This is a genomic window from Kosakonia sacchari SP1, assembly GCF_000300455.3.
GTDB classification, from domain to species: domain Bacteria; phylum Pseudomonadota; class Gammaproteobacteria; order Enterobacterales; family Enterobacteriaceae; genus Kosakonia; species Kosakonia sacchari.
The window spans coordinates 182,705-195,864 of sequence record NZ_CP007215.2 but is presented as its reverse complement, the minus strand read 5'-3'; the positions used below and the strand labels follow the sequence as shown (position 1 = coordinate 195,864).

At 55.5% G+C, this 13,160-nt stretch carries 9 protein-coding genes, 1 tRNA gene and 2 other RNA genes; all 12 read right to left on the bottom strand.

The window, feature by feature from the left end:
* Positions 1–14 precede the first annotated feature (14 nt).
* Entirely contained in the window at positions 15–2,300 is a 2,286-nt protein-coding gene (gene bcsB, locus C813_RS23920; protein ID WP_017458251.1) for a cellulose biosynthesis cyclic di-GMP-binding regulatory protein BcsB, read from the bottom strand.
* Complete coding sequence (gene bcsA / locus C813_RS23915; protein ID WP_017458250.1) at positions 2,297–4,408, bottom strand: UDP-forming cellulose synthase catalytic subunit; 2,112 nt, start codon at positions 4,406–4,408, stop codon at positions 2,297–2,299. Before bcsA ends, bcsB begins: the two co-directional genes overlap by 4 nt.
* 15 nt (positions 4,409–4,423) lie before the next feature.
* Positions 4,424–5,227, bottom strand: coding sequence for a cellulose biosynthesis protein BcsQ (gene bcsQ, locus C813_RS23910; protein WP_017458249.1), 804 nt, complete (start codon positions 5,225–5,227; stop codon positions 4,424–4,426).
* The gene (gene bcsO, locus C813_RS23905; RefSeq protein ID WP_017458248.1) at positions 5,218–5,736 is read right to left on the bottom strand and encodes a cellulose biosynthesis protein BcsO; all 519 of its coding nucleotides are present in this window, start codon (positions 5,734–5,736) and stop codon (positions 5,218–5,220) included. The genes bcsQ and bcsO overlap by 10 nt, the downstream gene beginning before the upstream one ends.
* A gap of 620 nt (positions 5,737–6,356) precedes the next feature.
* On the bottom strand, positions 6,357–7,370 hold the full coding sequence (dppF, locus tag C813_RS23900) for a dipeptide ABC transporter ATP-binding subunit DppF (RefSeq protein ID WP_017458247.1): 1,014 nt from the start codon (positions 7,368–7,370) through the stop codon (positions 6,357–6,359).
* Complete coding sequence (gene dppD / locus C813_RS23895) at positions 7,367–8,350, bottom strand: dipeptide ABC transporter ATP-binding protein (RefSeq protein ID WP_017458246.1); 984 nt, start codon at positions 8,348–8,350, stop codon at positions 7,367–7,369. The genes dppF and dppD overlap by 4 nt, the downstream gene beginning before the upstream one ends.
* Before the next feature lie 10 nt (positions 8,351–8,360).
* The gene (gene dppC, locus C813_RS23890) at positions 8,361–9,263 is read right to left on the bottom strand and encodes a dipeptide ABC transporter permease DppC (RefSeq protein WP_017458245.1); all 903 of its coding nucleotides are present in this window, start codon (positions 9,261–9,263) and stop codon (positions 8,361–8,363) included.
* A 9-nt stretch (positions 9,264–9,272) separates the two neighbouring features.
* Complete coding sequence (gene dppB / locus C813_RS23885; RefSeq protein ID WP_017458244.1) at positions 9,273–10,292, bottom strand: dipeptide ABC transporter permease DppB; 1,020 nt, start codon at positions 10,290–10,292, stop codon at positions 9,273–9,275.
* A 108-nt stretch (positions 10,293–10,400) separates the two neighbouring features.
* Positions 10,401–12,008, bottom strand: coding sequence for a dipeptide ABC transporter periplasmic-binding protein DppA (dppA, locus tag C813_RS23880; protein ID WP_017458243.1), 1,608 nt, complete (start codon positions 12,006–12,008; stop codon positions 10,401–10,403).
* Between the two features lie 696 nt (positions 12,009–12,704).
* Positions 12,705–12,802: non-coding RNA, RtT sRNA (locus C813_RS23875), on the bottom strand.
* A 56-nt stretch (positions 12,803–12,858) separates the two neighbouring features.
* Positions 12,859–12,991, bottom strand: a non-coding RNA gene (locus tag C813_RS23870) — RtT sRNA.
* 36 nt (positions 12,992–13,027) lie between these two features.
* Positions 13,028–13,104, bottom strand: a tRNA-Pro gene (locus C813_RS23865).
* Between the last annotated feature and the right edge of the window lie 56 nt (positions 13,105–13,160).

Sequence of the window (13,160 nt, the reverse complement as noted above, 5' to 3'; positions counted from 1 at the left end):
TATTGTCACCCTTTTCACTTGCTGTTCCCCGCATCCAGACGTTTACGCTCGCGCTTTTTAAGCACGCGATACACCATGCCACCCACCAGCGACCCGACCAGCAGGCTCAGGATCGCCAGCAGCGCCGAGTGTTGGTTGGCGTACCAGACCACTTTCATCTGCGGCGGCATTTCGCCGCTGGGGAACTGCTCGCCGACGCGGAAGCTGCGCACACCGTTTTCATTGGTAATGATGGCGGCGTCGCCGCGAATGCCGGCGTTGATTTTTGCCGAAGCCAGATCGTTATGCAGATGCGATAACTGCTCATCGTTGCTGCCAAGCGCCAGCACCACCAGCCGGGCATCGTTCCATGGCGAGCGGAAACTGATAAAGCCGCGCCACGCTTCATTAGAAGAGAAGTAGCGATCGGCTTCCAACCCTTCTGCCGCCCAGTCGCCCGCTATCCAGCGCTGCACTTTCTGCCAGCTGGAAGGCTCACGTACACCCAGCGTGCTGTCGTGGGTGACAAACGGCGAATTCGCCAGCAGCGCACGGTTAAAGTCATGCTGATCCATACCGCTTACCGCCAGCACATCGCGGTCACGCAACAGCTCCAGAAAACTGCCGCCAGTCGGTACACCAAACACTACGCGGTTATGACCGAGCGCGGTTCCGGTGGCGTTGCCTGAGCGCGCCGCCATATCAAACAGCGTGGCGATCTGCGTTTCGCTGGGGTTGACCGGCAGCATCAGGACCGTTTCTGAGTAATCCGCCAGGCGGGTAAACGGGAAAGAAGCCCCGACGAAATAGGAAAGATTCGGCAACAGCGCAAAGTGGCGGGTGTGGCTGAGATCGATCCACGAATCGTCATCAATGCGGCTTTTAATGTTGTTATTCAGCAAGGTGCTGCACGGCGCGTTCTTTTTCGGCACGATGTTGAAATAGAGTGAAAGCTGGTTGTCGCCGTAAATCATGTACGGCTCCAGCGGCATATCAAACTGCTCCTGGCGCGCATCGCCACCGAGCTTGTGCCACAGCGTCTCCAGCGCCCCCTGCTTATTGACCGGCAGGTTGTGCAGGAACGTGTCGTTCAGGGTCATGCTCAGCCACGAACGTTGCTCGTCAATCCAGTTTTCCGTCGGGAAACGGTAACCGATATGCAGCGGGATGGTTTCACCGTCCCACAAGAACAGATCGGGAGCGGCGCGAAACGCCACCTGCAACGGCGGATGCCAGATCCCGGTGGCGGTCAGGCTTTGATCTTTACGGATCAGCTCCGATAACTTCACCGGACGATCGGTTGGGATCCAGCGCGGTGCATCGTACGGTTTGCTCAACGGGATCGTCTGCGCATCAACATCCACCGCTGGGGTTTGCAGCGCAAAGTTGCCGCGCGTTAAACGCCAGGCCGCCGCGCGTAATTCCCTTTCATCTTTCCCCACCACCAGCAGCAGTTTGTAAACCGGGTTCGCCGGGTTATCGATAATTTTCAGCAGCGGCTGGCTGGTTTGCGGCAGCGTTAAACCGCCAATTTGCTCACCGGGATGACCAATCAGAATGCCGTTTTTTTCCGGAAGACGGTCATGGTAGGCCGCGAACGAAACGCCGCGATAATCGGCCTGAATACCCAGCCACGAGGCGATCAGCGCCCCGGCGCTAATCGCGTCCGGGCTCAGTTTTGAGGCGAATGCCACAGCAATCGCCGCCGGAGACATCTGCATGCCGTCAAAGAAGGGGCGCGGGAAATGGCTCAGATCCGCGCCGATATCCAGTTGTTGCCCTTCCAGTTCAAAGCGCGAATCCGGCAGGATAGTGACCCGATATTTGTCATTCAGGTCACGCTGACACTGCATGGCATCGCCATCGTTAATCTTAACGCTGAGGCTGTTACTGGAGACCATCAGCGCGGCGGGAATATCAAGCTGGTAACGGGCAAGGTCGCTGTCGGTCGCCGTCAGCGGCACAGTGCCGAGCGGCTGACCGTTGAGCATCAACTGCATGGTGGCGTTACGCGCCGCCAGCGCCGGAGAGATACGCAGGTTGAGCGCCAGCCGGGCGCTGGTTATGACCTGATCGACCGGCAGGGTAAAATCAACGCCGCCCTGGAATTGCCCGCCGCTGAGGGTTATCCCTTGCGGTTGGCCCATCTGCGCGATGCTGACGCTACTCATCACCGACGGCACAAATGTCGGTGTGGCTGCCATTGTTGTTGGCGGCGGCAGATTCAGCGGCAGCAGCGATTCAACCGTCGTTTCTTCACTGTGTAACGGCGCGATAAACAGCGCGCCGAGCAGTACCGCAAGCGTGGTTAGCCGTTTCATACGCTCTCCTCCTGAGCGACCTTTGCCGCCTGCTGCGCACGTAAACGGCGGGTTTCGCGGCGTGATTTCCACGTCAGCCAGAAGAGGTCAAAGACACAACGCACAATGGTCAATAGGGAGCGGAACGGGTTGTCCTGCGGCTTTGGCGGGTGGATCCACGCATCGGCGCGGGAGAGCACCACGCGCACCAGCTCACGGCGGCGCGATAGCGGAATATCGTCGAACATCAGGCGGATATGCTGTTCGTCGCTGGCGACGGTTTGCACCGGAATACTAATCGCGCCGGATTGCAGCAGCAGTTCAATCGCTTCGATTTCATCAGTCAGATGACGATCGTCCGGGGCCACGATACGGCAGCCGCCCATCGACAAATCCGCCGTCTGGCTGCGCGAGGTGATCCCGCTGGCGTAATGGATAAGCACCGGGATATCGACATCAATACGGATAGTTTTGCGCGTCTGGCGGGTTTCGCGCGCAACGGCAATCGCCGCCAGCAGGAAGATCAGGCTATACAGTCCCCAGCCAACGTTCAGCACAATAACGCGCGGATCCACACCAAAGTAGTCATGCGCGCAGGCACGGACAATCCCGGCGACCACGCCCGCCGCCAGCAGCAAGGCAATGATCAAATGCGGGCGCACCACACTGAAGTCGAAATAGCCGACATCCAGCAACCCGCCTTTATCGGTAACGTTGAACTTGCCGCGTTTGGGAAACAGCATGGTCACCATGGTTGGTAGCGCAATGTGAAACGCCATCACCAGGTCATAAATCTCGCCCCAGAAGCTGTAACGGAAGCGGCCATTCAGCCGCGAGTTCACATACACCGCCAGGAACAGGTGCGGTAGCGCGTAGGCAAACACCAGACTGGCCGAAGAGTGAATAATATTCAGGTTAAACAGCAGGTAAGCCAACGGTGCAGTGACAAAGGCGATGCGCGGCAAAGCAAACTGGTAATAAAGCATCGCGCTCAGGTAACACAGGCGCTGCTGAATGGTCAGCCCACGGCCAAACAACGGGTTATCGAGACGGAAAATCTGCGTCATACCGCGCGCCCAGCGGGTTCGCTGGATCACATGCAGCACCAGACGCTCGGTCGCCAGGCCTGCGGCCAGCGGAATATCAATAAACGCCGAACCCCAACCAAGACGCTGCATTTTCAGGGCGGTATGCGCATCTTCGGTGACCGTTTCTACGGCAAAACCGCCAATCTCTTCCAGCGCGCTACGGCGGATCACCGCGCACGAGCCGCAGAAGAAGGTGGCGTTCCAGTTATCGTTGCCCTGCTGAATTGGGCCGTAAAATAGCGCCCCTTCGTTGGGGATATTGCGCCCGACAGAGAGGTTACGCTCGAACGGATCGGGCGAATAGAAGTAGTGCGGCGTCTGCACCAGCGCCAGTTTCGGGTCTTTCAGGAAACCGCCGACCGTAGCCTGCAAGAAGATGCGGGTCGCTACGTGGTCGCAGTCAAACACGCAAATCAGCTCGCCGTTGGTGAGTTTCATCGCATGGTTGAGATTACCGGCTTTGGCGTGCGCGTTATCGTTACGGGTGATGTAGCCGACACCAGCATCGGCGGCAAACACGGCGAATTCACTGCGTTTGCCGTCGTCGAGCAGATAGATTTTCATCTTATCGCGCGGGTAATCCATGCACTGCGCAGCCAGCACCGTATCGCGCACCACATCCAGCGGTTCGTTATAGGTCGGGATATAGACATCGACCGTCGGCCACAGGCTCATGTCATCCGGCAACTGTACGAGTTCACGTTTCAATGGCCAGACCGTTTGCAGGTAGCTGAGCAGCAGCATGACCCAGACATAAACTTCCGCGAGAAACAGCCCCATGCCGAGGATGGTTTCAATTTCGGAATTAAAGTGCAGGGTTTGCGTCAGGCGAAAATAGATATAGCGCGTTGAGAGCAGCACCGACATCACCACCATGATCACTGAAATACTGCGCTTTTTGCTCAAGCCCATTAAACAGAGAATGCCGATGCTGATCAGGCCAAAAATGTACTGTTTTTGGCTGTCCATGGGCGTGATCACCACCAACAGGGCAACAGGCAGCACTGCCAGAACCAGCAAAAGAGAGAGAAACTTTTTCATACGTTGCCCGAAACGTTAGAGGCCTGACATGCGTGGCGAGTTGTGTACCGTGCCGTCACCGATTTTGACGCCCAAAATTCCGGCGACCCGTTTAGCAATCAGTTCGATATCGAACGCCGCGGCGGACGCCGGGCTGAAATCAAATACCGACTGCTGCGACGCATTGGCTTCGGCGACACTTTCATCGCGGTGCAACACGCCAAGCAATTGATTGCCCAAGCGTTGTTCCATAAACGCGGTAACATCGCGGCTGATTTGCCGGCGGTTGTCGCTCTGGTTCACCACAAAGTAGTGACCCGCTTTGCGGTTCAGCACATCGCCGGTAAGGCGGTTATTTTCGATATACGGCAGCAGTGAGAGCGAGGCAGTATCGGCCAGCAGCGTGACTAAATGCACATCCGCGAGCCGCGACATCGCTTTCAGCGCCGCAGACGGCCCCGGAGGAAAGTCGGCAACGATAATCAAGCCCGGATAGTTGAGCAGCGTATTCAGGCCGCGCGTCAGAAAATGCTCGTCATTCGTTAAACGCTCATCGAAGGCGAGGCGCTGCTCTTCCGTGACATCACCATACGGCAGCACGAAAATATTGCCGCCCGCAGTGAGCACAAACTGGCTCCAGTCGGAAGACTCCGCCGCGCGCGCCACATAGCCGCGTCCGTCCGACAGCGGCACACCAAAATGCAAACGCAGCGCGTTTTGCACGTCAAAATCAAGCGCCAGCACTTTGCTGCCTGCGCGGGCAAGGGCGTAGGCTAGGTTTGCCGTCAGTGTCGTTTTTCCGACACCGCCTTTCGGCGAACACACACAAATCAACGGCATGAAGCGATCCTTTCTAACAACGAGTGTAAGGGCTGATTTTTGTCCGCGCGGGGCTTCTCCTCCGTCGCTTTCGCTGCGAACAGGCGCGCATAGCTGACAGGAGCCGAAGAAGGATTTGCAGGCGATGGCATCTGCATGACAGGCGCAACGCTTGCAGGCACAGGCACATAAGCTGCGGCGTTGAATGCCGGAGCCACCGCATCAAGCTGGCTGGCAACGTCTTTTAGCAGAGAGGAGCCTGGCGCAGAGGGAGGCGCAGGCGCAACGTCATCCACCGTCGCAGCAAGTTCTTGCGCGGCAAACACCTCAGGATCGACGGATTGCGGGACAGGCAGTGACACATGGCCGCCCATCGCCAGCATGGATTCATCCGTGGCGGGAGAAAGTTGATTAATGATTGCCCAACTGCTCTGGTCTTGCGCGAGGTTCTGCGCGGAGAGATCCTTAAAATCGTGCTTCTGATTGCGAGTCTTATCCTTAAACCTCTGCAAATCATCGTAATGACCCATAATTATTCTCATGATTTACAAAATAAAATTGCACCCATCACCGTCAGGATCGGTGTCCTGATAGCATCATGTGATGGTTTTTTAATTGCGGCGGTGCGGTTTTACGCGGGTACGAAGTATTGCTTCAGCGATGGTTTTCAGCCTGGTTTTACGTGCCAAAGTTTAGTGGGGCTAAAACGCTGTTTAATTTGAGCAAATATATAAACATTGGCTATAGATGCGCCATCTTTTTTTCACGCGAATTCTATTAAAGTGTAAATGACGCCATTAAACAAAAATCGCCAAATAATATTCACTATTAAAATAAATTATTTAGTTTAAATGTCTTTTTATGATAAATAAAAAGACAAATATGCTGGCACCCTTTGAATCATTGTTAATTTTTTCATTACTATTTGAAATAATTAGAGATATTCATAGTTGTTATTTCTCTGACTCACTATTCCCGTTGTAATTATTTCACCACGGGGTTTCAGGCTATTTTTTGGAAATTTCTAAATAAAGCAGGAAGGTTTATCTGGAAAGGCCACCAACAATAATGCCTGATGGCACCACCATCACCGGACCTACAACATTGCGTAGATCCGCTAAACGCCGGGCCACCAGGCATAACGTGGGGATTAAACGTGCGGTTTTTCGCCGTTTTCATCCTGGTCGACAGCAAAGCAAGCCACCAACTGCCCGCGGTAGTCTTTCAACTGCGGTTGCAACTGCGTGCAAGGGCCGAAACGACGGCTGCAGCGGGCGTTAAAGGCGCAGCCCGGCGGCGGGTTGAGCGGGCTTGGCAGCTCGCCGGTCAGTTTGATGCGCTCGCGGCGCTCGTCCGGGTTCAGGCGCGGCGTAGCGGAAAGCAGCGCCTGCGTGTACGGATGACGCGGGTTCGAGAAAATCTGCTCCTTGGTGCCTTTCTCTACGCAGCGGCCGAGATACATCACCATCACTTCATCGGCAATGTGCTCAACTACCGACAAGTCATGCGAAATAAAGACGTAAGAGAGCCCCAAATCCTGCTGCAAATCCATCATCAGGTTCAGCACCTGCGCACGCACGGAGACGTCCAGCGCCGAAACCGGTTCATCGGCGATCACCACATCCGGATCTAACATCAGACCACGGGCGATAGCGATACGCTGGCGCTGACCGCCAGAAAACATATGCGGATAGCGATCATAATGTTCGGTTTTCAGGCCGACTTTCGCCATCATCGCCAGCGCTTTTTCCCGACGCGCCTCTTTGCTGAGCGACGAGTTGATAAGCAGCGGCTCTTCGAGGATCTGTCCCACTTTTTTACGCGGGTTCAGCGAACCGTACGGGTTCTGAAAAACAATCTGGATTTTCTGCCGACGCAACTTTTGCGCATGCGGATCGTGCTTCAGCAGATCCTGCCCCTGGTAGTAAAGTTCACCGCCGGTCGGGGTTTCAATCATCGTCAGCAGGCGACCCAGCGTGGATTTGCCACAACCGGATTCGCCCACCACCGCCAGCGTTTTGCCGCGCTCAAGGGTGAACGACACGCCATCCAGCGCTTTCACCAGGCGTTCCGGGGCAAAAAGCCCCTTCTTCACCGGGTAGTGTTTTTTCAAGTCGATAGCCTGCAACAGTGGCTGTTGCGAGGTGGCCTCGTGCGTACTCATAGTGTCGGCCTCCCGGCGTCATCGAGTGGGTAGTGACATTTGGACTGACGGCCGCCATCGACGGTGTTCAGCTCCGGCTCCTGCTCGCGGCACTTGTCCGTGGCATACGGGCAGCGCGGGTTCAGCAGGCAACCGTTCGGGCGGTCATATTTGCCCGGCACCACGCCCGGCAACGAGGCCAGCCGCGCTTTATCCTGCGCAAACTCCGGCAACGCACGCAGCAGCGCCTGGGTGTACGGATGGCGCGGCGCGCGGAAGATATCCTTCGCTTCGCCGGTTTCCACCACCTGGCCTGCGTACATCACAATGATTTTGTGCGCCGCTTCCGCCACCAGCGCCAGATCGTGAGTGATCAGGATCAGCGCCATATTTTCTTTTTGCTGCAATTCCAGCAAAAGCTCGATGATCTGCGCCTGGATGGTCACGTCCAGTGCGGTTGTTGGTTCGTCGGCGATCAGCAGTTTCGGCTGGCAGGCAATCGCCATCGCAATCATCACGCGCTGGCTCATACCGCCGGAAAGCTGGTGCGGATAGACATCCAGACGCGAAGCCGGATCGGGGATACCCACCTGGTTCAGCAGGTCAATCGCCCGCTGACGGCGGGTTTTCTTATTCCCGCCCTGATGCACCTTAATAGCTTCCATAATCTGGAAACCGACCGTGTAACACGGGTTCAGGCTGGTCATCGGATCCTGGAAAATCATCGCCACTTCTGAACCCACCAGGCTGCGGCGCTCTTTTTCCGAAATGCGTTTCAGATCCTGGCCGTTAAACTCCAGTTTTTCCGCCATCACGCGGCCCGGGAAATCAATCAGCCCCATAATCGCCAGTGAACTGACCGATTTACCGGAGCCGGACTCGCCGACGATGCCGACCACCTCGCCCTGGCTTACGCTATAGCTTACGCGGTCTACGGCGCGGAATTCGGAGCCAACGTCGCCGAAATGCACCGATAACTTATCTACATTTAATAACGCCATCTCGAGCCTCTTACTGCTTCAGTTTGGGGTCGAGCGCATCACGCAGGCCGTCACCCATCAGGTTAAATGCCAGCACCGTCAGCAGGATCGCAAGACCCGGGAAGGTCACGACCCACCAGGCACTTTGTGCGAACTGCAACACGTCGGAGAGCATGGTGCCCCACTCCGGTGTTGGCGGCTGCGCACCCATGCCAAGGAAGCCAAGGGCGGCCATATCGAGAATGGCGTTGGAAAAACCAAGCGACGCCTGAACAATCAGCGGCGCAAGGCAGTTAGGGAAAATATTGACAAACATCTGGCGCATCGCGCCGGCACCCGCCACGCGGGACGCGGTGACGTAATCGCGGTTCACTTCCACCAGCACCGCCGCGCGCGTCAAACGCACATAGTGCGGCAAGGCAACGAAGGTTAGCGCCAGCGAGGCATTAACAATCGACGGGCCAAAAATAGCCACCAGCACCAGCGCCAGCAACAGGCTTGGCAGCGCCAGCATGATATCGACGATACGCATGATGATGTTGTCGATAATACCGCCGAAGTAACCGGCGACCAGACCGAGGATAATCCCGGCGATCAGCGACAACACAACCACTAAACAGCCGACCAGCAGCGACAAACGCGCGCCGAACATCAGGCGCGACAGCGTATCGCGGCCAACGTCATCAGTACCGAGAATGTGCGACCAGGTGCCGCCATCCTGCCAGACCGGCGGTGCAAGCAGCGCATCGCGGAACTGATCCGCCGGGTTGTGCGGGGCGAGGAAGTTGGCGAACACGGCGATGATCAACATGATCACCACATAAACCAGCCCGACAACCGCGCCTTTGTTACGTTTGAAATAGTGCCAGAACTCCTGCAGCGGGGTCATCGGCACCGGTGCGGAGACAACTTTATTTTCAGTGACTTGTGACATGATGGCCCCTTACTTCTTATGCCGAATACGCGGGTTCACCACGCCGTAAAGCAGGTCGACCAGCAGGTTGACGAGGATAATCATCGTCGCGACCAGCAGTACCCCGCCCTGCACCACCGGATAGTCACGGCGTTGCAGTGCATCAATCAACCAGCGTCCCAGACCAGGCCAGGAGAAGATGGTTTCCGTCAGGATCGCGCCCGCCAGCAGCGTGCCGACCTGTAAGCCGATCACCGTCACCACCGGCAGCATCGCGTTGCGCAGCGCATGAACGATGATCACGCGCATACGGGTCAGCCCCTTCGCGCGCGCAGTGCGGATATAGTCTTCGCCCAACACTTCCAGCATTGACGAGCGCGTCATACGCACAATCACCGCCAGCGGAATCGTACCGAGCACGATGGCGGGCAGGATCATGTGCGCAACGGCATCGATGAAGTTTCCGTCCTCGCCCCAGATGGCGGTATCAATCAGCATAAAGCCGGTCAATGGGTTGCTGTCGTCGAGGAACACCATATCACTGACGCGCCCGGAAACCGGGGTCAGGTTCAGTTGTACCGAGACCAGCATAATCAGCATCATGCCCCACCAGAAGATAGGCATGGAATAACCGGTCAGCGCGAGGCTCACGGCGGTGTGATCGAAGATGGAACCGCGCTTCACAGCGGCCATTACGCCCACCGGAATGCCTACGGCCACCGCAAAAATCATGGCGCAGATGCCGAGTTCCAGCGTCGCTTTAAAACGCGGTACGAACTCGTCCCACACCGGAAGACGGCTTTTCAGCGACATACCTAAGTCACCATGTAGCACGCCCCACACATAGTTGACGTATTGCTCCCATAGCGGCTTGTCGAGACCAAGCTCGGCCAGCAACTGGGCGTGACGCTCAGGAGAGATACCACGCTCACCCGCCATGATCATTACCGGGTCGCCGGGGATCATATGGACAAAGGCAAAGGTGAGAAGGGTGATACCGATAAACGTTGGGATAACCAGCCCCAAACGTCGGAGAATGAACTGCAACATAACCCGGATTCTCAGTAGTGACGCTACGCCTGGCGACGGCGCGTCTGTATTGCTCACAAATGTAAATTCCCCCTCCCCAAAGGGGAGAGGGAAAAGGCACCGTGCTTATTATTCAACAGACACGTTTTCGAAGTGGTGTTTGCCTAATGGATCGACCACATAGCCTTTGACTTCTTTACGCACTGGCTCGTAAACGGTGGAGTGAGCGACGATCAGCGCCGGAGCCTGGTCATGCATCACAACTTGAGCCTGTTTGTAGAGTTCAACACGCTTGTTGTGGTCGTCGGTAGCGCGCGCCGGTTGAATCAGATCTTCAAACGGCTTGTAGCACCAGCGAGAGTAGTTGGAGCCGTCTTTAGCCGCTGCGCAGCTGAACAGGGTGGCGAAGAAGTTATCCGGATCCCCGTTGTCGCCGGTCCAGCCCATCATTACCGCCTGGTGTTCGCCCGCTTTCGCGCGCTTCAGGTATTCACCCCACTCATAGGTAACGATTTTGGCTTGTACGCCCACTTTCGCCCAGTCAGCCTGAATCATCTCGGCCATACGGCGAGCGTTCGGGTTGTACGGACGCTGTACCGGCATTGCCCACAGCTCAACGGTAAAACCTTTATCCTGGCCGGCTTCTTTCAGCAGCTGTTTCGCCTTCTCAGGATCGTAGGTGTAGTCTTTAACGTCGTCGTTATAGCCCCACATGGTCGGCGGGATCAGGTTTTTCGCCGCAACGCCAGCGCCCTGGTAAACCGCTTTGATGATCGCTTCTTTGTTTACCGCGTAAGTCAGCGCTTGACGCACTTTCACGTCATCAAACGGTTTCTTCTCGGTGTTGAAAGACATGTAACCGACGTTCAGGCCTGCCTGTTCCATCAGGTTAATGTTTTTATCCTGCTTCATACGCGCGATGTCAGCCGGGTTCGGGTACGGCATAACCTGGCACTCGTTTTTCTGCAGTTTGGCATAACGTACGGACGCGTCAGGCGTAATGGAGAAGACCAGACGATCGATTTTCGGCTTGGTGCCCCAGAAACCTTCAAACGCTTTGTACAGAATGCGGGAGTCTTTTTGGTATTGCAGCAGCTGGAACGGACCAGTACCAATCGGATCCAGGTCAACTTTCTCCGGCGTGCCCGCTTTCAGCATGTTATCGGCGTACTCTTTGGACAAAATGGACGCGAAGTCCATCGCCAGGTCAGCCAGGAACGGTGATTCCGGACGCGTCAGCACGAACTGAACGGTGTAGTCGTCGACTTTCTTCACTTCGCTAATCAGGTCCGGCAGACCCATGCCTTCGAAGTATTCGTAGCTGCCGCCAGAAACTTTATGGTACGGGTTCTGGTCGTTTTTCTGACGATCGAAGGAGAACACAACGTCATCAGCGTTGAATTCACGCGACGGTTTGAAATCTTTGTTGTCCTGCCACTTCACGCCTTTACGCAGGTGGAAAGTGTAGGTTTTGCCATCGGCGCTGATATCCCACTTCTCAGCCAGACCCGGAATCACTTCCGTGGTGCCGGTTTTGAATTCTACCAGGCGGTTATAGATTGGCACGGAGCTGGCATCGTAAGTGGTACCAGAGGTGAAAAGCTGTGGGTTAAAGCCTTCAGGCGAGCCTTCAGAACAATAAACCAGGGTTTTAGCCTGCACGCTTGCCGCGACGGTCATGGCCACCAGGCTAAGACCGAGCTTCAGCATCCCTGACTTCTTCAAGGAAATACTCATTGATTCTGCTCCAATGTGATATGTGTTGTTACCCATGCAGTGGGTATATCCGACAGCCCTTTATTAGATTTTTACCCGGTCTGGTCGGTTGTGCCCGAAGGCGTTATGAGAGATGGGGATTCCTTTCACAAGGTTGACTGAGTTGCAGTGCAGATTCTCCTTGAAATGCCCCTCACGCCCTACAATCTGTCAACAGAATGTCAAAACGTCAATACAGGTAACCGGGATTTACAACGACGGTGAGAATCGGTAAACAAAGTTAAAAAAAACTTCAGGCACCTGTTTTCAGCAGGGAAATTTGTGCTAGCGGCAAGATGCCAGAATAATGCGCTTATTAATTCGCCGTAATCAGTGATTAACATTCATGCAGATAATGAAAAAATTCTTGCGAAATGCTGAATATCTGAGCGATTAATGCCGCGAACGTTAAAACGCACAGGTGAAAATGCTGCCTCTATCCATAAGCAACGCGAAAAAAGATTCAAACATATATAAAAAAATACAATGGAATATCGCACAAAACAGTGAACTGGCAGCGGGAAATGGGGATAAGGGAGATTTCGGCCAATTTGCCGCTTTGCATTCTGCCAGGTATTACCGCGTTAAGCAGGCTTATACATCGCCCTGGCGAAACCGCCAGGTTGGCACAGGGGAAAGGGTTTCGTGCGTGAGAAGTCTGTCAGACACATCCTTTTTGATGACTCGTCACTGCGTGGCTCGCCCTTCGGGCCGTTGCTGAAGCAACGTTCTCTCGCTACGCTCGAGTTGAACCTCTGCCCCCGGAGGTTCTCATCCTCTTCCGGGCGCAGAAAGCAAAAAACCCAACCTTACGGTTGGGCTTTTTTGAATTTGGTCGGTGATAGAGGATGACTCGCCACTGCGTGGCTCGCCCTGCGGGCCGTTGCTGAAGCAACGTTCTCTCGCTACGCTCGAGTCGAACCTCTGCCCCCGGAGGTTCTCATCCTCTTTCGGGCGCAGAAAGCAAAAAACCCAACCTTGCGGTTGGGCTTTTTTGAATTTGGTCGGTGATAGAGGATTCGAACCTCCGACCCCTTCGTCCCGAACGAAGTGCGCTACCAGGCTGCGCCAATCACCGAATGCGGGGCGCATCTTACTGCCGCCGACATGCCCCGTCAATCCCTTCGTGTAAAA